The 20,740-nt window shown below is 70.7% G+C and carries 15 protein-coding genes; 10 read left to right on the top strand and 5 right to left on the bottom strand.

Features of this window, described 5'->3' with window-relative positions; all coding sequences use genetic code 11:
• The first annotated feature begins 47 nt into the window (after positions 1–47).
• On the top strand, positions 48–1,673 hold the full coding sequence (gene groL, locus ACIHFB_RS35425; protein WP_365280965.1) for a chaperonin GroEL: 1,626 nt from the start codon (positions 48–50) through the stop codon (positions 1,671–1,673).
• 54 nt (positions 1,674–1,727) lie between these two features.
• Here the strand turns inward: groL and ACIHFB_RS35420 are convergent, their stop codons facing one another.
• The 3 genes from ACIHFB_RS35420 to ACIHFB_RS35410 form a co-directional block, all read right to left on the bottom strand.
• Positions 1,728–2,435: an ester cyclase gene (locus ACIHFB_RS35420; RefSeq protein WP_400129060.1), complete on the bottom strand. Its 708-nt coding sequence runs from the start codon at positions 2,433–2,435 to the stop codon at positions 1,728–1,730.
• A 70-nt stretch (positions 2,436–2,505) separates the two neighbouring features.
• On the bottom strand, positions 2,506–3,279 hold the full coding sequence (locus ACIHFB_RS35415) for an SDR family oxidoreductase (RefSeq protein ID WP_365280960.1): 774 nt from the start codon (positions 3,277–3,279) through the stop codon (positions 2,506–2,508).
• Between the two features lie 97 nt (positions 3,280–3,376).
• Positions 3,377–4,045, bottom strand: coding sequence for an MOSC domain-containing protein (locus ACIHFB_RS35410; RefSeq protein ID WP_400129059.1), 669 nt, complete (start codon positions 4,043–4,045; stop codon positions 3,377–3,379).
• Between the two features lie 80 nt (positions 4,046–4,125).
• Here ACIHFB_RS35410 and ACIHFB_RS35405 point away from each other — a divergent pair, with 80 nt between their 5' ends.
• On the top strand, positions 4,126–5,022 hold the full coding sequence (locus tag ACIHFB_RS35405; RefSeq protein ID WP_400129058.1) for a LysR family transcriptional regulator: 897 nt from the start codon (positions 4,126–4,128) through the stop codon (positions 5,020–5,022).
• A gap of 75 nt (positions 5,023–5,097) precedes the next feature.
• Here the strand turns inward: ACIHFB_RS35405 and ACIHFB_RS35400 are convergent, their stop codons facing one another.
• On the bottom strand, positions 5,098–5,427 hold the full coding sequence (locus ACIHFB_RS35400) for a WhiB family transcriptional regulator (RefSeq protein ID WP_365280952.1): 330 nt from the start codon (positions 5,425–5,427) through the stop codon (positions 5,098–5,100).
• 380 nt (positions 5,428–5,807) lie between these two features.
• Between ACIHFB_RS35400 and ACIHFB_RS35395 the strand changes: the two genes are divergently transcribed.
• The 4 genes from ACIHFB_RS35395 (at position 5,808) to ACIHFB_RS35380 (ending at position 10,161) form a co-directional block, all read left to right on the top strand.
• Entirely contained in the window at positions 5,808–6,419 is a 612-nt protein-coding gene (locus tag ACIHFB_RS35395) for a response regulator transcription factor (protein WP_003948568.1), read from the top strand.
• Between the two features lie 265 nt (positions 6,420–6,684).
• On the top strand, positions 6,685–7,260 hold the full coding sequence (locus tag ACIHFB_RS35390) for a sigma-70 family RNA polymerase sigma factor (protein WP_060901477.1): 576 nt from the start codon (positions 6,685–6,687) through the stop codon (positions 7,258–7,260).
• Between the two features lie 153 nt (positions 7,261–7,413).
• On the top strand, positions 7,414–8,919 hold the full coding sequence (gene guaB / locus ACIHFB_RS35385; RefSeq protein WP_365280948.1) for an IMP dehydrogenase: 1,506 nt from the start codon (positions 7,414–7,416) through the stop codon (positions 8,917–8,919).
• Positions 8,920–9,036: 117 nt separating this feature from the next.
• Positions 9,037–10,161, top strand: a complete 1,125-nt coding sequence (locus tag ACIHFB_RS35380; protein ID WP_365280945.1) for a GuaB3 family IMP dehydrogenase-related protein — start codon at positions 9,037–9,039, stop codon at positions 10,159–10,161.
• Between the two features lie 59 nt (positions 10,162–10,220).
• On the opposite strand, the gene ACIHFB_RS35375 is transcribed toward ACIHFB_RS35380, so the two are convergent.
• A complete protein-coding gene (locus ACIHFB_RS35375) occupies positions 10,221–11,429 on the bottom strand; it encodes a nucleotide sugar dehydrogenase (RefSeq protein WP_400129057.1) in 1,209 nt (402 codons plus the stop codon).
• A gap of 282 nt (positions 11,430–11,711) precedes the next feature.
• Between ACIHFB_RS35375 and ACIHFB_RS35370 the strand changes: the two genes are divergently transcribed.
• The 4 genes from ACIHFB_RS35370 to ACIHFB_RS35355 all read left to right on the top strand — a co-directional run bounded on the left by ACIHFB_RS35370 (position 11,712) and on the right by ACIHFB_RS35355 (position 20,695).
• Positions 11,712–13,418 (top strand): glycerol-3-phosphate dehydrogenase/oxidase, encoded by a 1,707-nt coding sequence (locus ACIHFB_RS35370; protein ID WP_365280937.1) that lies wholly within the window; start codon positions 11,712–11,714, stop codon positions 13,416–13,418.
• 320 nt (positions 13,419–13,738) lie between these two features.
• Complete coding sequence (locus ACIHFB_RS35365) at positions 13,739–15,745, top strand: serine/threonine-protein kinase (protein WP_400129182.1); 2,007 nt, start codon at positions 13,739–13,741, stop codon at positions 15,743–15,745.
• A 153-nt stretch (positions 15,746–15,898) separates the two neighbouring features.
• On the top strand, positions 15,899–18,886 hold the full coding sequence (locus ACIHFB_RS35360) for a protein kinase (protein WP_400129056.1): 2,988 nt from the start codon (positions 15,899–15,901) through the stop codon (positions 18,884–18,886).
• Between the two features lie 144 nt (positions 18,887–19,030).
• Positions 19,031–20,695, top strand: coding sequence for a serine/threonine-protein kinase (locus ACIHFB_RS35355; protein WP_400129055.1), 1,665 nt, complete (start codon positions 19,031–19,033; stop codon positions 20,693–20,695).
• Positions 20,696–20,740: the final 45 nt, after the last annotated feature.

The following is a 20,740-nucleotide window of genomic DNA, read 5'->3' as shown; positions in this document are numbered from 1 at the left end:
GGGGCGCGGCTAATTTCACCTAGATTCCCGAGAGGGCTCACGCTCCCATGGCGAAGATCCTGAAGTTCGACGAGGACGCCCGTCGCGCCCTCGAGCGCGGCGTCAACAAGCTTGCCGACACGGTCAAGGTGACGATCGGCCCCAAGGGCCGCAACGTCGTCATCGACAAGAAGTTCGGCGCCCCTACGATCACCAACGACGGTGTCACGATCGCCCGCGAGGTCGAGATCGAGGACCCGTACGAGAACCTCGGTGCCCAGCTGGTGAAGGAGGTGGCGACCAAGACCAACGACATCGCTGGTGACGGCACCACCACCGCCACCGTGCTCGCCCAGGCGCTGGTCCGCGAGGGCCTGAAGAACGTCGCCGCCGGCGCCTCCCCGGCCGCCCTGAAGAAGGGCATCGACGCCGCTGTCGCCGCGGTCTCCGAGGAGCTGCTCGCGACCGCCCGTCCGATCGAGGAGAAGTCCGACATCGCCGCGGTCGCCGCGCTGTCCGCCCAGGACCAGCAGGTCGGCGAGCTGATCGCCGAGGCGATGGACAAGGTCGGCAAGGACGGCGTCATCACCGTCGAGGAGTCCAACACCTTCGGTCTGGAGCTGGACTTCACCGAGGGCATGGCCTTCGACAAGGGCTACCTGTCGCCGTACATGGTGTCCGACCAGGAGCGTATGGAGGCCGTCCTCGACGACCCGTACATCCTGATCAACCAGGGCAAGGTCTCCTCCATCCAGGACCTGTTGCCGCTGCTGGAGAAGGTCATCCAGTCCAACTCCTCCAAGCCGCTGCTGATCATCGCCGAGGACGTGGAGGGCGAGGCCCTCTCCACCCTCGTCGTGAACAAGATCCGCGGCACCTTCAACGCGGTGGCCGTCAAGGCCCCCGGCTTCGGCGACCGCCGCAAGGCGATGCTGGAGGACATGGCGGTCCTCACCGGCGCCACGGTCATCTCCGAGGAGGTCGGCCTCAAGCTCGACCAGGCCGGTCTGGACGTCCTCGGCTCCGCCCGCCGCGTCACCGTCACCAAGGACGACACCACGATCGTCGACGGTGCCGGTGAGAAGGGCGGCGTCGCCGGACGCGTCGCGCAGATCAAGGCCGAGATCGAGGCCACGGACTCCGACTGGGACCGCGAGAAGCTCCAGGAGCGCCTCGCGAAGCTGGCCGGCGGCGTGTGCGTGATCAAGGTCGGCGCCGCCACCGAGGTGGAGCTGAAGGAGAAGAAGCACCGTCTGGAGGACGCCATCTCCGCGACCCGCGCCGCGGTCGAGGAGGGCATCGTCTCCGGTGGTGGCTCCGCGCTGGTCCACGCCGCCAAGGTCCTCGAGGGCAACCTCGACAAGACCGGCGACGAGGCCACCGGTGTCGCGGTCGTCCGCCGCGCGGTCGTCGAGCCGCTGCGCTGGATCGCCGAGAACGCGGGCCTTGAGGGCTACGTCATCACCGCCAAGGTCGCGGAGCTCGACAAGGGCCAGGGCTTCAACGCCGCCACCGGCGAGTACGGCGACCTGGTCAAGGCCGGCGTCATCGACCCGGTCAAGGTCACCCGCTCCGCCCTGGAGAACGCCGCCTCCATCGCCTCCCTCCTCCTCACGACCGAGACCCTGGTCGTCGAGAAGAAGGAAGAGGAGGAGCCGGCCGCCGCGGGCCACGGCCACGGCCACTCCCACTGACGTACGTCAGCACCGAGGCCCGGCACCCCATGGGTGCCGGGCCTTCGCGTTGCCCTACTGCTCCAGTGTGTCCAGCGCGCCCAACTGCTCCATCAGCCCCAGCCGGTCGTACTGCCACCAGCCCTCGGCGATCTTCCCGTCCCCCGTGCACCGGTGGATGGTCGTCCCGGTCATGGACATCCGCTTGCCGGTGGCCGCGATCCCGAGGAAGTCGCCCTTGTGCAGGCCGTTCCACGTCCACCGGGTGCACACCCGGTCGTCCTGGGCCACCTGGTCCTCGACGGTGAACGAGAAGTCGAAGCCACCCCGCCACATCTCCACCTCACGCCGGATCGCGTCGAGCCCGATGACGTCCTGCGGGTTGCTCGGATCGTGGTCGTGGTAGTCCTCGATGAGCACGTCGTTGAACGTGGGCGCATCGGCCTTCCCCGCCACCATGTCGAAGAAGCGCCGCGCGGTGGTCGCGTACAACTGCTCGTCGCGCACCACGTCCAGATCCGTGAACGTCGGCATCTCGTCGCAGAGGGCGACCATCTCCCGGAACACCTTGTCGGTCTCCGGCAGATTCGAGTTCCGCATCGCCTCCTCGTACGACGGGAACTCCACGATCTCGATGAAGTGCGACGCGTCGGACCGGTCCTTGCCGATCACACTGTGCGTCGCGGTCCGCTTCCCCTTGGTCTGCTCGACCCATGTGTCCATCAGCCGGTTCATCTCGTCGAACCGGCTCGTCCTGCAGTCGATGAGCTGTACGAACGTCATGGCGCCGCCTCCGTCCCCCGAAGGTCCGGTGGAACAGCTCCATTCTCCTCCGGTTGCGCGAACGCGCGCCCTACTGCGGCCCGTACTTGCGCCCCGACTTCGAGGTGACCCCACCGAGCAACCCCCGCGGCGCCACCTTCGCCATGCCCATCAGCACCTTGTACCTGGGGTCGGGAATCGACAGCGTCTTGCCCCGCGCCAGGTCGGCGAGGGCCGACGTCACCAGCTTGTCGGCGTCCAGCCACATCCAGCCAGGAACGTTGTCCGTGCCCATCCCGGCCCGCTGATGGAACTCCGTACGGACGAAGCCGGGGCAGAGAGCCATCAACCGCACACCGCTGCCCGCCAGATCACGCGCCGCGCCCTGCGTGAACTGCACGACCCACGCCTTGGACGCCCCGTACGTACCGCGCGGCACGAAGGCGGCGACCGAGGCGACGTTGACGACACCGCCCCGCCCGCGGTCCCGCATCGCCTCCGTAGCGGCGGAGGTCAGCCGCAGCACGGCCTCGCAGTGCACCTTGAGCATCTTCAGCTCGTCGGCCAGGGATACGTCGAGATAGCGGCCCTTGTTGCCGAAGCCCGCGTTGTTGATCAGCAGGTCGACGGAGTTCTTGCGGTCGGCGAGTCGGGCGGCCACCGCGTCGATGCCGGCGTCCTCGGCGAGGTCGGCCGCCAGCACCTCGGCCTCGATGCCGTGCCGGTCGTGCAGTTCCGTCGCCTGCTCCGCGAGCCGCTTGGTGTCCCGCGCGACCAGGACGAGGTTGTGCCCGTCGGCCGCCAGCCGCCGCGCGAACGCGGCGCCGATGCCCGCGGTGGATCCGGTGATGAGAGCCGTTGTCATGGCGCAAGGTTAAACACCCGGGGCATGTCCGTCCGCTCTCTGCACAGCCCCTCCCGGAAGGTGAAGCGCAGGCGAAGGACAGGCCGGTGAGAGCACGTCAGGCCCCGTACTTCTCCACGTACGTCCGTGCCTTGTCCAGCGACTCCGGATGGAGGGCCGCGCCCGCCGCGAGCAACCGGGGCAGCAGCTCCCGCTCGGTCGTCACCGCCCGGAACTGCACGGCGACGGTCACGTCGTGATCCGGCCGGTGCACGATCTCGACCGGGTCGCCCGCACGGATCTCCCCGGGCTCGATCACCCGCAGATACGCGCCCGGCGCCCCCTTCGCCGTGAACCGTTTCACCCACCTTCGCTCACCCATGTGGGCCTGGAAGGTCTCGCAGGGAATCCGCCCGCAGGTGACCTCCAGCACCAGTTCGGCGCCGATGCGCCAGCGCTCACCGATCAGTGCCCCGGACACGTCCAGGCCCACCGTCGTGAGGTTCTCGCCGAAGGCGCCGTTGCCCAGCGGGTGCCCCAACTCCCGTTCCCAGTCGTCGAGATCCTCGCGCGCCACCGCGTAGACGGCCTGGTCGTCGCCGCCGTGGTGGCGGGTCTCGCACACGGCGTCCCCGGCCACCCCGCTCGCCCCGACTCCCTTGGGCCCGGGCGCCGCCACCCGCACCGGCCCGTCCACCGGCCGCTTGTCGATTCCGGTCACGCCCTCCGCCTGGTCCGTGTACGGCACGGACTTCGGACGGCCCAGATTCACAGACAGAATCTTCATGACGGCACGCTAGGCGACCGGGACCCAAAGTGTCGACGGGGTATTCGGCACCTTGTCCAAGGATCACTTATGCTCAAGAGGTGATCGAGGCCCGTCATCTCCGAGTCCTGCGCGCCGTGGCCGCCACCGGTTCCTTCTCCGCGGCCGGCCGTGAACTGGGCTGCACCCAGCCCGCGGTGAGCCAGCAGATGAAGGCCCTGGAGGCGTCGGTCGGCACCCCCCTGCTGATCCGCACCGGCCGCGAGATGCGCCTGACCCAGGCCGGCGACGCCCTCGTCCGGCACGCCTCCGGCATCCTCGCCGGACTCACCGCCGCCGAGGAGGAGGTCGCCGCGATCGCCGGCCTGCGCGCGGGCCGCGTCCGCCTGGTCTCCTTCCCCAGCGGCAGTTCCACCCTCGTCCCCACCGCCCTCGCCGCGCTGCGCGCCGCCCACCCCGGCACCCGTGTCTCCCTGGAGGAGGCCGAACCGCCGCGCTCCGTCGAGATGCTGCGCGAGGGCGACTGCGACATCGCCCTCGCCTTCCGCTACGAGGGCGCGGCGGGCGCCGGTGAGTGGGACGACCTCGTCGTACGACCGCTGCTGCGCGACCGGCTCGTCGCGCTGGTGCCGGAACGCCACCGGCTCGGGCGCGCGGACTCCGTCGCCATCGGTGAACTCGCCGCCGAGCCCTGGATCGCGGGCTGCCCGCGCTGCCGCGGCCAGTTGGTCGAGGTGTGCGAGGGTGCGGGCTTCACACCCCGCATCGACTTCGCGACCGACGACTATCCGGCGGTGGTCGGCCTGGTGGGCGCGGGTCTGGGCGTCGCCGTCCTGCCCCAGCTCGCCATCGAGTCCGTACGGCCCAGGGGGGCGCGCACGGTGACGCTGGAACCGGCGGTCCGGCGGGAGATCGTCGCGCTCACGCTGCCCGACCTCGCGCAGGTGCCTGCGGTGGCGGCGACGCTTGAGCAGCTTGCGCGGGCGGTCAAGAGGTAGGGGCACGCGTGCGCGTGCCGGGTTGTGCGGGCTGCACTTGTGCAGAAGTTGTGCAGAAACGTTCCTTCAGAGTGGTCAGCCGCTTGATGAGGCGTGGCCGCCGGCCGGTGATGCCGACACCAGTCGGTTGCGTGCCCGCCCCATGAGTTCTTCGCGCTCGTCCTCGGTCAGGCCGCCCCACACGCCGTACGGCTCGCGCACCGCCAGGGCGTGTGCCGCGCACTGCGCGCGGACCGGGCACCTCATGCAGACCTCCTTGGCCGAGTTCTCGCGAGCACTCCGCGCCGCACCGCGCTCACCCTCCGGATGAAAGAAGAGGGAGCTGTCCACCCCGCGACAGGCAGCCAGCAGCTGCCAGTCCCACAGGTCCGCGTTCGGTCCGGGAAGGCGGGAGAAATCTGCCATTACGTGACCCCTTGTAGCCGTTCTGGGCGGATACGGTGTCCACGACCGTACATCTACGATCTAACAAGATGAAAATATGACTCATTGCGAATCTAGCCTCAAACGCCAGCTGATGGGAAGAAATAGGGCTAAATGGGGCATGGTTGTGATGAAACGTTGTGGGTCTGCTGCGCGCGTCTGCACCGTGTCCGCCCCCTCACGTAGAGTGCCGAAGACGGCGCACGGCCCCGTAACTCTTTCGAGTGACCGTCGTTGAGAGTGCGGAGGCGGTTGAACCAACCAGCGCTCGGGCAGGCGTCCGAGGCGGTCGACCGCACAGGTGACGATTTCGTACCAGCCTGGAGGCTCAAGGTGACGTGCATCAGCTGCGGAGGACGGCCATGACATCCGTCCTCGTCTGCGACGACTCCCCGCTTGCCCGAGAGGCGCTCCGCCGAGCGGTTGCGACCGTGCCCGGCGTCGAGCGCGTGACGACCGCGGCCAACGGCGAGGAAGTCCTCCGCCGCTGGGGCGCCGACCGCTCGGACCTGATTCTGATGGACGTACGCATGCCCGGTCTGGGCGGCGTCGAGACCGTCCGGCGGCTGCTGTCCGCCGACCCGGGTGCGCGCATCATCATGCTCACCGTCGCCGAGGACCTGGACGGCGTGGCCCTCGCGGTCGCCGCCGGCGCCCGGGGCTATCTCCACAAGGACGCCTCCCGGGCCGAGCTGCGCGCGACGGTCACCCAGGCCCTCGCCGACCCGACCTGGCGCCTCGCTCCTCGCCGTCTCCGTTCGGCCGAGATGGGCGCCGCGCCCACGCTCACCGCGCGTGAGATCCAGGTCCTCGAGGGCATGAGCCACGGCCGGTCCAACGCCGAGATCGGTCGCGAGCTGTTCCTTTCCGAGGACACCGTCAAGACGCACGCCCGACGCCTGTTCAAGAAGCTCGGCGCCTCGGACCGGGCGCACGCCGTGGCGCTCGGCTTCCGGTGGGGCCTGGTTCGCTAGGCGTGTTGGGTGTGTCGTAGCGGGGCCCCTGAAATCCCCGCCTACCTCATGGTGGGCGGGGCCGGCAACAGGGCCCGCCGGGTGACCGCTGCTTGTTTCGCCGCGGATGCCGCATCCTTGAGGTGTGGAGTCTCTCGGGGACGAGTCGGTCGAGCAAAAGGGGAGGGCGCAGGGGATGAGTTCCGGCGCACCTGCTCATAACGCTTCGGTGCACAACAACGGACGCGGTGCCACGGACCGCACGGCCGCAAGGCACCATGGACCGATGCGCGATGACGAAACGACGGTGATCGGAGCGCTCGTTCATCGCGCCGTAGACGGGGACGAGCAGGCCACTCACGACCTGCTCGCTCATGTCCATCCGCTGGCCCTGCGCTACTGCCGCACGCGTCTGTCCCGCCTTCCGGGCGACGCCCGGCACTTCGTCGAGGACCTTGCGCAGGAGGTCTGTGTCGCCGTCCTCCTCGCCCTTCCGCGCTACAAGGACACCGGTCGCCCCTTCGAGGCCTTCGTCTTCGCCATCGCCGCCCACAAGGTCGCCGACCTCCAGCGGGCGGCCATGCGCCACCCCGGCTCCACGGCGGTTCCGTCCGACGAAATGCCGGAGCGCCCGGACGACTCACTGGGCCCGGAGGAGCGCGCGCTGCTGAGCAGCGACGCCGAGTGGGCGAAGAAACTGCTGGCCAACCTGCCGGAGAACCAGCGGGAGCTGCTCCTGCTCCGTATCGCCGTGGGGTTGACTGCGGAGGAGACGGGTCAGATGTTGGGAATGTCACCCGGTGCGGTCCGAGTGGCGCAGCACCGCGCGCTGAGCAGGCTGAGGGCACTCGCCGAGCAGTAGGAGCCCGTTCGGCCGCACCCTTTTGAGCAGACGGCCCCTGCACTCCGTACGAACATACGAAGCCCCGGGTCACCCAGGACCGTGGAATTTGCGACCCATGCTTCCCGTTAGCATGGACATCCGCACCGATCAAGGCCATTTGGGGAAGGTGTCATGACTGCCAACGTCGACGGAGTGCCCGGAAAATTCGCGACACTCGGGCTGACCTACGACGACGTGCTGCTGCTGCCGGGCGCATCCGAGGTGCTCCCCAACGCGGTCGACACCTCGTCCCGTATCTCCCGCAATGTCCGTGTGAACATCCCGCTGCTCTCGGCGGCCATGGACAAGGTCACCGAGTCCCGCATGGCGATCGCGATGGCCCGCCAGGGCGGCGTCGGCGTGCTGCACCGCAACCTCTCCGTCGAGGACCAGGTCAACCAGGTCGACCTGGTGAAGCGGTCCGAGTCCGGCATGGTCACCGACCCGATCACGGTGCACCCGGAGGCGACCCTCGTCGAGGCCGACGCCCTGTGCGCCAAGTTCCGGATCAGCGGTGTCCCGGTCACCGACCCGGCAGGCAAGCTGCTCGGCATCGTCACCAACCGCGACATGGCCTTCGAGAGCGACCGCTCCCGCCAGGTGCGTGAGGTCATGACCCCGATGCCGCTGGTCACCGGCAAGGTCGGCATCTCCGGCGCGGACGCCATGGAGCTGCTGCGCCGCCACAAGATCGAGAAGCTGCCGCTGGTCGACGACGCGGGCATCCTCAAGGGCCTCATCACGGTCAAGGACTTCGTGAAGGCCGAGCAGTACCCGAACGCGGCCAAGGACTCCGAGGGCCGGCTCATCGTCGGTGCGGCCGTGGGCGCCAGCCCCGAGGCGCTGGAGCGCGCCCAGGCGCTCGCCGAGGCCGGTGTGGACTTCCTGGTCGTCGACACCTCGCACGGCCACAACAGCAACGCGCTCAGCTGGATGTCGAAGATCAAGTCGAGCGTGCACGTCGACGTGATCGGCGGCAACGTCGCCACGCGCGACGGCGCCCAGGCCCTGATCGACGCCGGTGTCGACGGCATCAAGGTCGGCGTGGGCCCCGGCTCGATCTGTACGACCCGAGTGGTCGCCGGTATCGGCGTCCCGCAGGTCACCGCCATCTACGAAGCGTCCCTCGCCGCCGGTGCGGCCGGTGTCCCGCTCATCGGTGACGGCGGCCTCCAGTACTCCGGTGACATCGGCAAGGCGCTGGCCGCCGGTGCCGACACGGTGATGCTGGGCAGCCTCCTCGCGGGCTGTGAGGAGTCGCCCGGCGAGCTTCAGTTCATCAACGGCAAGCAGTTCAAGTCGTACCGCGGCATGGGCTCGCTCGGCGCCATGCAGTCCCGCGGCCAGGGCCGGTCGTACTCCAAGGACCGCTACTTCCAGGCCGAGGTCTCCGCCGACGACAAGCTCGTGCCCGAGGGCATCGAGGGCCAGGTGCCCTACCGCGGCCCGCTGGCCAACGTGCTGCACCAGCTCGTCGGCGGTCTCCGCCAGACCATGGGCTACGTGGGTGCCGCCACCATCGGGGAGATGGAGACCAAGGGCCGCTTCGTGCGGATCACCTCCGCGGGCCTCAAGGAGAGCCACCCGCACGACATCCAGATGACGGTCGAGGCGCCCAACTACAGCCGCAGCAAGTGAGACGCACACGCGCGTGAAGCGTGTCCAAGGGCGGCCCCGGATGCTCCGGGGCCGCCCTTGTCGTACCCGTCGGCGATACTGGAAGACGCTGAAACGCATCAGGGAAAGGCCACACACGTGACTGAGATCGAGATCGGGCGCGGCAAGCGCGGCCGCCGGGCGTACGCCTTCGACGACATCGCCGTCGTCCCGAGCCGCCGTACGCGGGACCCGAAGGAGGTCTCGATCACCTGGCAGATCGACGCCTACCGCTTCGACCTGCCCTTCCTGGCCGCCCCCATGGACTCGGTCGTCTCCCCGGCCACCGCGATCCGCATCGGCGAGCTCGGCGGCCTCGGCGTACTGAACCTCGAAGGCCTCTGGACGCGGTACGAGGACCCGCAGCCGCTGCTCGACGAGATCGTCGGCCTGCCCGTCGAGGCGGCCACCCGCCGCCTCCAGGAGATCTACGCCGCCCCCATCAAGGAGGAGCTGATCGGCCGGCGCCTCAAGGAGGTGCGCGACTCGGGCGTGGTCACCGCCGCCGCGCTCTCCCCGCAGCGCACGGCCCAGTTCTCCAAGGCGGTCGTGGACGCGGGCGTCGACATCTTCGTCATCCGCGGTACGACGGTGTCCGCCGAGCATGTCTCCGGTTCGCACGAGCCGCTCAACCTGAAGCAGTTCATCTACGAACTCGACGTCCCGGTGATCGTCGGCGGCTGCGCCACCTACACCGCGGCCCTGCACCTGATGCGCACCGGCGCGGCCGGCGTCCTGGTCGGCTTCGGCGGCGGCGCGGCCCACACCACACGCAATGTGCTGGGCATCCAGGTCCCCATGGCCACGGCGGTGGCGGATGTGGCGGCCGCCCGCCGCGACTACATGGACGAGTCCGGCGGCCGGTACGTCCATGTGATCGCCGACGGCGGCGTGGGCTGGTCCGGCGACCTGCCGAAGGCGATCGCCTGCGGTGCGGACGCGGTGATGATGGGCTCCCCGCTCGCCCGTGCCACGGATGTGCCGGGCCAGGGCCACCACTGGGGCATGGAGGCGGTCAACGAGGAGCTGCCGCGCGGCAAGAAGGTCGACCTCGGCACCGTCGGCACGATCGAGGAGGTCCTCACGGGCCCGTCCCACACCCCGGACGGCTCCATGAACTTCTTCGGTGCACTGCGCCGGGCGATGGCCACGACCGGGTACAGCGAGCTGAAGGAGTTCCAGCGGGTCGAGGTCACGGTGGCGGATTCGCAGCACAAGCGCTGACGCCGCACCTGGCCCGAGCGGAGGGGCCCGGTCACCCGGAGGGGGCGACCGGGCCCCTTTCACAACCGGTGCGCCGCCCCCGTGGGCGTGGCCCCGCGTGTGTCGAGCAGCAGCTGCGCCTTCACCGAAAGGCCCTGGAGGTCGTACGTCCGATGCTGCTGGAGCAGGATCGTGAGGTCGGCGTCGGCCGCGGCCTCGTACAGGGAGTCCGCGCGCGGCACCGGGCGGTCGAGGACGTTCCAGGACGGGATGTAGGGGTCGTGGTAGCTGACGGAGGCGCCGAGCTCCATCAGCCGGACGGCGATCTCCTGGGCGGGCGTGGACTGTTGGTCGGCGAGGTCGGGCTTGTAGGTGATGCCGAGGAGGAGCACGCGCGCGCCACGGGCCGACTTGCCGTGCTCGTTGAGGAGGGCGGCGGCGCGCTGGATGACGTAGCGGGGCATCTGGTTGTTGACCTGCTGGGCGAGTTCGACCATGCGCAGGCTGCGGCCCCCTCGGCCGGTCAGGTCCTGCGGGACGGAGTGGCCGCCGACGCCGGGTCCGGGGCGGAAGGTCTGGAAGCCGAACGGCTTGGTCTCCGCGCAGCGGATCACGTCCCAGAGGTCGACGCCCAGGTCGTGGCAGAGGACGGCCATCTCGTTGACCAGGGCGACGTTGACGTGCCGGAAGTTGTTCTCCAGGAGCTGCACGGTCTCGGCCTCGCGCGGACCACGCGCGCGTACCACCTTGTCGGTGAGGCGGCCGTAGAAGGCGGCGGCCGACTCGGTGCAGGCGGGGGTGAGGCCGCCGATCACCTTGGGGGTGTTGGCCGGGGTGAAGTCGCGGTTGCCGGGGTCGACCCGGCTGGGGGAGTAGGCGAGGTGGAAGTCACGCCCCGCGCGCAGTCCCGAGCCCTCTTCGAGGAGCGGGCGGAGGAATTCCTCGGTGGTACCCGGCTGCACGGCGGATTCGAGGATCACCGTGGTGTGCGGGCGCAGCCGGGCGGCCAGGGTGCGCGCAGCGGCCTCCACCTGGCCCAGGTCGAGCCCGCCGTCCGCGCACCGTGGGGTCGGCGCGCAGATGACGGCGGTACGCACCCGGCCCAGCTCCGCCGGGTTGGTGGTCGGCCGGAAACCCCCCGAGAGCATCCGGCGCAGTTCCGCGGGGCTGAGGGAGCCGGGCTCGGGCCCGGTCTTGTAACCGAGCGTAGGGATGCCGGCGGCGACTGCGGCCTGGGCCAGAGGCAGGCCGTACGGGCCGAGACCGATGACGGCGAGATCTGCGGGCATGACGTGGGCCGTCCTTCCCAGTAGCCGAAGCGGGACAGGTGCGCAAACCCTGTGGACAGGACAGGCCAGCGCAATGTCACACTAGGAGTAAATATGACCGTTATGCGGCATTGATTTTCCTGTGTCTTCGTGTGTCTTCTCGCGAGCCGGTGGAAGTTGTCCACAGGTCGGCGGATGGGCGGTGGCTGAAGTCGGGCAAGCCGGTCAGAATTTGGGCATGGGGGAGACGTACGGGGTTCACCCGACGGGTGGGACCTGCGCGACCGACAGCGGGAGGCAGCGGTGAGGACAGCGACACTGGGACCGGCGCAGCGCGCCGAGTCACTCGCAGCAATGGCCGAGCACGAGCTGGACCTGCTGGTCGTGGGCGGCGGTGTGGTCGGTGCGGGCACCGCCCTCGACGCCGTGACGCGCGGCCTGTCCACAGGACTGGTCGAGGCGCGTGACTGGGCATCGGGCACATCGAGCAGGTCCAGCAAGCTGATCCATGGCGGCCTGCGCTATCTGGAGATGCTGGACTTCACGCTCGTTCGGGAGGCGCTGAAGGAGCGCGGGCTGCTGCTGGAGCGGCTGGCCCCGCATCTCGTCAAGCCGGTGCCGTTCCTGTATCCACTGCAACACAAGGGCTGGGAGCGCCTGTACGCCGGCTCGGGCGTCGCGCTCTACGACGCGATGTCGATGGCCCGCGGCCACGGCCGGGGCCTGCCTGTGCACCGCCACCTGAGCCGCCGTCACGCCCTGCGCGTCGCCCCCGCCCTCAAGAAGGAGGCGCTGGTCGGCGCGTTGCAGTACTACGACGCCCAGATGGACGACGCCCGCTTCGTGGCGACCCTGGTGCGCACCGCCGCGGCGTACGGCGCGAAGACCGCCAACCGCGCGCGCGTGACCGGTTTCCTGCGCGAGGGCGAACGCGTGGTGGGCGCCCGGGTGCAGGACGTGGAGGGGGGCGGGGAGTACGAGATCCGCGCCAAGCAGGTCGTCAACGCCACGGGCGTGTGGACCGACGACACACAGGGGCTCGTGGGGGAGCGGGGGCAGTTCCACGTCCGCGCCTCCAAGGGGATCCACCTGGTCGTGCCCAAGGACCGCATCCACTCCACGACCGGCCTGATCCTGCGCACCGAGAAGTCCGTGCTGTTCGTCATCCCGTGGGGCCGGCACTGGATCATCGGCACGACCGACACCGACTGGGATCTCGACAAGGCACACCCGGCCGCCTCCAGCGCCGATATCGACTATCTGCTGGAGCATGTGAACTCCGTGCTCGCGGTGCCGCTGACGCGCGACGACGTGGAGGGCGTGTATGCGGGACTGCGTCCGCTGCTCGCGGGCGAGTCGGACGCCACGAGCAAGCTGTCGCGCGAGCACACCGTCGCCCATCCGGTGCCGGGACTGGTGGTCGTGGCGGGCGGCAAGTACACGACGTACCGCGTGATGGCCAAGGACGCGGTGGACGAGGCGGTGCACGGCCTCGACCTGCGGGTCGCCGAATGCGTCACCGAGGACGTCCCGTTGATCGGCGCCGAGGGATACCGGGCGCTGTGGAACGCGCGAGCCCGCATCGCCGCCCGCACGGGACTCCATGTGGTGCGCGTGGAGCACCTGTTGAACCGGTACGGCGCGATGGCGGAGGAGGTCCTCGAACTCATCACCGCGGACGCCACGCTGGGCGAGCCCCTCCAGGCCGCCGACGACTATCTGCGTGCCGAGGTCGTGTACGCCGCCTCGCACGAGGCCGCACGGCACCTGGACGACGTGCTGACCCGCCGCACCCGCATCTCCATCGAGACCTTCGACCGGGGGACGCGCAGTGCCCGCGAGGCCGCCGAACTGATGGCGCCGGTCCTCGGCTGGGACAAGGACCACATCGAGCGCGAGATCCAGCACTACGAAAAGCGGGTGGAGGCGGAGCGGGAGTCGCAGCGTCAGCCGGACGACCTGACGGCGGACGCGGCACGGCTGGGGGCGCCGGACATCGTGCCGTTGTAGGCCTGTAGGCCTGTAGGCCTGTAGGCCTGTAGGCCTGTAGGCCTGTAGGCCTGTAGGGCCCTGTTGTCTCCCGGGCGCAGCGGGTGCCTTCCCCCGTGTGACCAGCGGCGGAAGGGCCGCGTCGGCGGGCGGTGTTGACTGCGCTCGGGAGCCGGCCGAGGCGAGGGCGAGGGGGCCGGGGGACACAGGAACGGACAGTAGTGTCCGAAGCGGTGGCGTCGATGGGCCTCGCTGCGGCCCCAGGGGCCCCCTGGGCGTCGGGCACTTGCCGGGTGAGGGACAATGGAGGCTCTGTCAGGGCGGGTTGCATGAGGGGACGCATGTCGGAGGCGGAGCGGGCGGGGACATCCCGTCAGGACAAGAGCGCACGTCTCCTCGCCGGGCGGTACCGGCTGGGAGATGTGCTCGGCCGCGGCGGCATGGGCACGGTCTGGCGTGCCGAGGACGAAACCCTGGGCCGGACGGTTGCCGTCAAGGAGCTCAGATTTCCGTCCAACATCGACGAGGACGAGAAGCGACGGCTGATCACGCGCACGCTGCGCGAGGCCAAGGCGATCGCGCGGATCCGCAACAACAGCGCGGTGACGGTCTTCGACGTGGTCGAAGAGGACGACCGGCCGTGGATCGTGATGGAGCTCGTCGAGGGCAAGTCGCTCGCCGAGGTCATCCGGGAGGACGGCCTGCTGGAACCCAGGCGAGCGGCCGAGGTCGGCCTCGCGGTCCTCGACGTGCTGCGGTCCGCGCACCGCGAGGGCATCCTGCACCGGGACGTGAAGCCGTCGAACGTCCTGTTGGAGTCCGACACCGACCGGGTCGTGCTCACCGACTTCGGTATCGCGCAGGTCGAGGGCGACCCGTCCATCACATCGACCGGCATGCTCGTCGGCGCGCCCTCCTACATCTCCCCGGAGCGGGCCCGCGGGCACAAGCCGGGACCGGCTGCCGACCTGTGGTCGCTCGGCGGGCTGTTGTACGCGTCGGTCGAGGGTGCCCCGCCGTACGACAAGGGTTCCGCGATCGCGACGCTCACCGCGGTGATGACCGAGCCGCTGGAGGAGCCGAAGAACGCGGGACCGCTCAAGGACGTCATCTACGGCCTGCTCACCAAGGACCCGGCCAAGCGGCTGGACGACGCCGGTGCGCGGGCCATGCTCAATGCCGTGATCCATGCACCCGCGCTGAAGGAGGCCGAGCCGGAGCCGCCGGCGGACGCGACGAGGGTCGTGCCGTTGCCCGCGCAGCCGGACGAGCCTGCGGACAAGGGTGGTTCGCCGGGCGCGGAGGCGGGTGAGCGGCTGCGGGGCGCGCTGCGTTCCGTGCGGAAGGCCGCCGTGTCGGCAGGGGCGGCGACCGCGGCCGCCGCCACGGCCCGCACCAAGTCCACGAGGGACACGGCGGGTTCGGCCTCCGAAGACGTCGGCGCGACCGACCCGGTGCAGCCGAGTACGGCATCGGCCTCGGGCGGGACGTCCGAGGACCGTGGCTCGCAGGGCACGAAGGCGGCTGCGGCCGGCCGGAGTTCGGGGTGGCCCGTGGTGCCGCCGCCGGACCTGCCGCCGCGGTCCGTCCCCCGGGCGCCGCTCACCGACGTGGTGCCGAAGCGGACGCTGGTGATCATCGCGGCGGTACTGGTGCTCGCCGTGCTCGGCACGGTGCTGGCGTTGACGCTCGGCGGCGGTGACGACGACGGGAAGGACTCGGCGAACGGCGGGGGCACCAAGCCCTCGGCATCCACGAGCGCCAGCGCCTCGACCAAGGAGGACGCGGGCGGGGGGACGGGCACGGACGTCGAGGCGACGGAGTCCGCGGGTTCCGGGTCGACGGCCGGGTCGAACTCCGGGAGCACGCCGAGTGCGGGTGCGTCCGGCGACAGTGGCGCGGAGGCCGGCGGGTCCGCCGGGGTGGAGACCACGCACCAGGGCGGCCAGTACTCGATCGGGCTGCCCAAGGGGTGGAAGTTCCAGACCTCAGGGGCTTCGGGTGACCGTTTCACCGGGCCCGACGGGCAGAAGCTGCTCATCGCCTGGACGTCCACGCCCAAGGACGACCCGGTGGCGGACTGGAAGAGCCAGGAGCAGTACATGTCGCGCTCCCAGTACAAGAAGATCCGAATAGAGGCGGTGAGCTACCGCGGCTGGAACACGGCCGACTGGGAGTTCACCTATTCGGAGAGCGGGACGAAGTACCGGACCATCGACCGCGGGTTCGTCGTGGACGATGACCACGGATACGCGCTGATGTACACCGCGAAAGCCGCGAACTGGGACAGCGATCTGCGCAAGAGCACCTGGCAGACGCTGGCGAAGAGCTTCGAACCCAAGTCGTGAGGTGAGCGGCCCGGGGTAATCGGGCATGAGATCTGTCATCCCCTCATTGCGGGTTGCCTCCGGCACGTATCGTGAATGGTTGCGGACCGTACGCATCCAGAACGGGCCGCAAGGCGAACGGAATTGACCAACCGGGCGGCCGGGGGAGGCAACGTGGACGACTATGCGGGTCGGGTACTCGCCGACCGCTACCGCCTGCCGCTGCCGCCGTCCGACGAGTACGAACTCACCGAGACCCGGGCCTTCGACACCTACAGCGGGCAGGAAGTCCTGGTCCGTCAGGTGCCGTTGCCGGAGGTCGTCGAGGCCGAGGTGCTCGACGCGGAGGGGCTGCCGGACGGGTTCACCGCGCGGCTGCCGGACGGATTCGCGGCGCGGGAGCGTGGTGCGCGGCGTCCTCCGGTGCGTACGGCCACCCGGCGGCCCACCGACCCGGCGGTGCGACGCGCCGTCGATGCCGCGCAGGCCGCGGCCCGGATTCCCGACCATCCCCGGCTCGACCAGGTCTTCGACGTGTTCGCCGAGGGCGGTTCGCTGTGGATCGTCAGCGAACTGGTGGCCGCACGGCCGCTGGCCGCCCTGCTCGCCGAGCAGTCGTTGACCCCGTACCGGGCGGCCGAGGTCGCCTCCGACGTCCTGATGGCCCTGCGCGTCCTCCACGCCCACGGCTGGGTCCACCGCAACATCACCGCCCGCACGGTCCTCATCTGCGACGACGGCCGCGTCATGCTGACCGGCCTCGCGGTCGGGGCGGCGGAGGAGGCGCTGTGCGGTTACGACCCGGTACCGGCCGAGGACGCCGACGGTGGTCCGGCAGCGGGCCCGGGCCCGGGCTTCGGTGACGGACGTGAGGGCGGCGGGTCCGGTGTCCATGGGGCTTCCAGGGGGTTCGGCGGTGCCGGTGGCCCTGTGAGCCCTGGTGGCTTCGGTGGTGGTGGTTCCGGTCCCGTCGAAGCCGATCCCGAGGCTGCGAGGCGGGCCGCGATCGAGGCCCGGGCAGCCGGGGGACTGCCGGCGGTCGGGGCGGAAGCGGCGAACGGCACGAGTGCGTCGAGCGAACTCGCCCGCAGGGCCCCCGAAGCCGGCGGCGACATCCGGGCCGCGCGCGCCGGAGCGATCGCCGCGTATCGAGCGGGCGCCCGGGCCGCGGCCCGCGTCCAGGAGGCGCAGCAGAACAGCCGGGCCGCCCTCCCCGGGGCCCGCCCCTCCCCCGAGGGCACCCCGCCCGCACAGACCGAGGGCTCGGCACAGGGGCCGTTCGCCCCGGGGGGCGGGGCGCTTCGGCCGACGTATCCCGATGGCATCGACGCCCGTCACGCGCCGTACGCGGACGGAAACGATGTCCATCACGCTCCGTACGCCGACGGGGGCGGCGCACCTCACTCGCCGTACGCCGATGGGAGCGGCTCGCGCCAGTCGCCGTATGCCGACGGGATGACGGGCGCGCCTCACCCGCCCTCCCCCTCCGGATTCAACGCGGACCAGTCGTCGTACCCCTCCGGCCAGGGTGTCGAGAATCAGCCAAATGTTCTGGGCAACGGCGTCGCGTCGCCGGGCGCGGGCGGGGCTCCGGGGCAGATCGCCGACCCCTACGGCACGGGCGGCGCCTCCTGGCACGGGGCCGTGCCGCGTGGTGTGCAGGCCGGGGCCGATGGGCGAGGCGCTGGACAGGGCAGCGGGCAGGGAGGCCGTACGGCGCTCCCTTCCGGAGGGAACGGGCCCGCGCCCACCTCTGGCGGACACGCTCCCGTCCCCGGAGTCCCGGGGCCCATCCCCGTGCCCATTCCCATCCCCGGAGCTTCCCCGCCCCCCGACGGTGTCTCCCCGACCCCGCCCCCCAGTCGCTGGGACGACCTCGTGGCCGGTGCGCCGGTGCGGCGGGGGCCGGACAGTGCGTTGGCGGCCGAGCGGGCGCGGCAGGCGCGGATGGCCGTGGTGGGGCCGGTGACGGAGCGGTGGGCGCCGGAGCAGGCGGGGCCCGTGCACGAGAACTGGCAGTTGGCGGCGCCGATCGGGCCGGCCACCGATCTGTGGGCGCTGGGGGCGTTGCTCTTCCGGGCCGTGCAGGGGCATGCGCCGTATCCGGAGGAGTCGACGGCCGAGCTGGTGCAGTTGGTGTGCGCGGAGCCGCCCGCCTTCGCCGAGGAGTGCGGTGCGCTGCGGCCGGTGGTCGAGTCGCTGCTGCGCCAGGACCCGACCGAGCGGCTGGAGTTCGAGGAGCTGCGGGGCTGGCTGCGTTCGCTGGTGCGGTCGGCGCCCGAGCCCGAGGCCGGAGTGCATGTCGTCGCCGCGCCGCCCGCCGACCCGAAGCGGCTGCCGATCGTGCGGCGCAAGGGCGAGCTGGTGCGCAGACGGCGCGCCGGGCTGCCGGCGACGAGCGCGCACGGGCGGCACAAGCGGGCGTCGCGGCAGGGCCGTTCGCCGCGGAGTCTCGGCCGTACGTTGTTGCTGCTGGTGTTGCTGGTGATGGCCGCGGCGATCGCGTACGCCATGCTGTTCATGCCCAAGTCGGACACCAGCGGCGCCGATACCACCGACCGGACCGGGTCCGCCGGTGAGGTCGGCGAGGCACCCGCGCAGTCGCCCGAGGCCAGCAGTGAGCCGCGGCCCGACCAGACCTCACCGGGCACGGACAGCCCTTCGACGTCGGCCGGATCCGACGAGCCGCAGACCGACACCCCCGAGCTCCCCGACGGCTTCGCCCTGCGCACGGACCAGGAGGGCTTCGCCGTCGCCGTCGCCAACGGCTGGGACCGGACGCCGAAGAACGGGCGGGGGCAAGTCGTCTACTCGCACGACGACTTCGAGCTCATCGTCGTACCGGGGCGGGACACCTCGGGCCAGTACGGCAGCGATCCGATGGCGTACCAGCGGGAGGAGGAGCCCGAGTTGCAGCCGTACCGCGACTCCAGCTGGGCCACCTCCACCGGGCTGAAGACGATCCAGGTCGGCGGACGGACCATGGCCGAGGGGCAGTTCACCTGGACCGACGCCGACGACCGCGAGCTGTTCGTGCGCAACCTCGCGATCCTGATCGACGGGCGGTATCACGTGCTGCAACTGCGCGGCCCGGAGGCCGAGCGGGACGAGGTGACGCGGCTGTACGAGCAGGCCGCGGCCACCTACCAGTTCACCGGCTGACGGTGTCCGCGGGCTTGGTTCACTTTCGCGCCCAGAAGCGACAACCATCACAGTGCGGTCTCCGCGGTACCCCCGCGGTTCCCAGCGGGCGGGTCGATCCTTAGTCTGACCCTGTCAAGACCATTGCGGGGCAACGTGAATCAGATGCAGGGCCTGCTCCTCGCGGGCCGCTACCGGCTCGCCGACTCGATCGGCAGCGGCGGCATGGGCCGTGTGTGGCGCGCGCATGACGAGGTGCTGCACCGAGCGGTCGCGATCAAGGAGCTGACCGCCGCGCTCTACGTCTCCGAGAGCGAACAGGAGCGACTCCTCGCCCGTACCCGGGCCGAGGCGCGCGCGGCCGCGCGGATCAACCACTCCGCCGTCGTCACCGTGCACGATGTGCTGGAGCACGACGGCAGGCCGTGGATCGTGATGGAGCTGGTGGAGGGCCACTCGCTCGCCGACGCGGTGAAGGAACAGGGACGCGTCGCACCGGAGGAGACGGCCCGGATCGGCGTGTGGGTGCTGCGCGCGCTGCGTGCCGCGCACTCCGCCGGAGTCCTGCACCGGGATGTGAAGCCCGGCAACGTCCTGCTCTCGCACGACGGGCGGGTGCTCCTCACCGACTTCGGCATCGCGCAGATCGAGGGCGACAACACGATCACCCGTACCGGAGAGGTCGTCGGCTCGGTCGACTACCTCGCCCCCGAGCGCGTCCGCGGCCATGATCCGGGTCCGTCCTCCGACCTGTGGGCCCTGGGCGCCACGCTGTACACGGCGGTGGAGGGCAGATCGCCGTTCCGCCGCACCTCGCCGCTGAGCACCATGCAGGCCGTCGTCGAGGAGGAGCCCACCGCGCCGCGGAACGCCGGCCCGCTCGGCGACGTCATCACCGCCCTGCTGCGCAAGGATCCGGCCGAACGGCCCGACTCATCGACCGCCGAGCAGATGCTCGCGGAGGCCGCGGAGGGGCGGCGGCCGAGCGGGGCGCAGGTGTATGTGCCGACGCAACATGTGGCCACCCGCCATGAGACGGGCACCGCACATGTGCCGCAGGGGCCTCAGAGGCCGGACGCAGCCACGCCGTACCCGCCCGTCACGGGACCGACGGCGTTCGGGCCACCGACCGGCACCGGGGCGCCCGCCCCCGCCCGGCCCAAGGGCCGCCGGCTGCGCACGATCGCGCTGGTCGTCGTACTCGCCGCGCTGATCGGCGGGGGTGGCGCCGTGGCCTGGCAGAAGTGGGACGAGGGCAGGCAGACGGACGACACATCGGTGTCTCCCACGCCCACTCCTACTCCGTCGCCGTCCACCTCGCCGAGCCCCACGGAGACCGGCGGCTCGGTCCCCGACGGCTGGGAGGCCATCGACGACCCGGTCGGCTTCGGCCTCTCCCTGCCCAAGGGCTGGGAACGCTCTGTCTTCGGCGACGCGGGCGGGCTCACGCAGATCGACTACAGCCCTGACGGTGGCACGCACCTCGTCCGGATCGCCATCGACAAGGCACCGGACTTCGCGGACCCCGTAGAGCACCAGAAGAACCTCGATCAGACGCTCTCGGAGCGACTGGTCGACTACAACACGGTGACGCTGAAGAAGGACATTTACCGCGACCGCCCTGCGTCGCTGTGGGAGTACACATGGACCGCGCTGCCCAAGGACATGGACTACCCGGGGCCGTACCGCGCGATAGATGAGGCGTACATCGGCCGGGACGGTACCGAGTACGCGATCCTCATGGCGTCGCCCGCGGAGGACTGGTCGACCACGCGCGAGCAGTTCGACTCGGTGCTGAGGAGCTGGCGGGAGCCGCCGAGCACATCCTGAACTTTCGGCCACCGTCCCTGACTTGGCCGGTCGCCGCCCCGGAGG

The sequence above is a fragment of the Streptomyces sp. NPDC051963 genome (genome assembly GCF_044593495.1).
Lineage (GTDB): Bacteria > Actinomycetota > Actinomycetes > Streptomycetales > Streptomycetaceae > Streptomyces.
Note: the sequence above shows the minus strand (reverse complement) of the source record. Positions and strands in the feature narration are given on the sequence as shown.

Coding starts and splice junctions, on each gene's coding strand:
- ACIHFB_RS35400 (WP_365280952.1), bottom strand. CDS start 5,427: ATGGCAGATTTCTCCCGCCTTCCCGGACCGAACGCGGACCTGTGGGAC.
- guaB (WP_365280948.1), top strand. CDS start 7,414: ATGACTGCCAACGTCGACGGAGTGCCCGGAAAATTCGCGACACTCGGG.
- ACIHFB_RS35410 (WP_400129059.1), bottom strand. CDS start 4,045: ATGAAGATTCTGTCTGTGAATCTGGGCCGTCCGAAGTCCGTGCCGTAC.
- ACIHFB_RS35375 (WP_400129057.1), bottom strand. CDS start 11,429: ATGCCCGCAGATCTCGCCGTCATCGGTCTCGGCCCGTACGGCCTGCCT.
- ACIHFB_RS35420 (WP_400129060.1), bottom strand. CDS start 2,435: ATGACGTTCGTACAGCTCATCGACTGCAGGACGAGCCGGTTCGACGAG.
- ACIHFB_RS35365 (WP_400129182.1), top strand. CDS start 13,739: ATGTCGGAGGCGGAGCGGGCGGGGACATCCCGTCAGGACAAGAGCGCA.
- ACIHFB_RS35395 (WP_003948568.1), top strand. CDS start 5,808: ATGACATCCGTCCTCGTCTGCGACGACTCCCCGCTTGCCCGAGAGGCG.
- ACIHFB_RS35415 (WP_365280960.1), bottom strand. CDS start 3,279: ATGACAACGGCTCTCATCACCGGATCCACCGCGGGCATCGGCGCCGCG.
- ACIHFB_RS35390 (WP_060901477.1), top strand. CDS start 6,685: ATGCGCGATGACGAAACGACGGTGATCGGAGCGCTCGTTCATCGCGCC.
- ACIHFB_RS35355 (WP_400129055.1), top strand. CDS start 19,031: ATGCAGGGCCTGCTCCTCGCGGGCCGCTACCGGCTCGCCGACTCGATC.
- groL (WP_365280965.1), top strand. CDS start 48: ATGGCGAAGATCCTGAAGTTCGACGAGGACGCCCGTCGCGCCCTCGAG.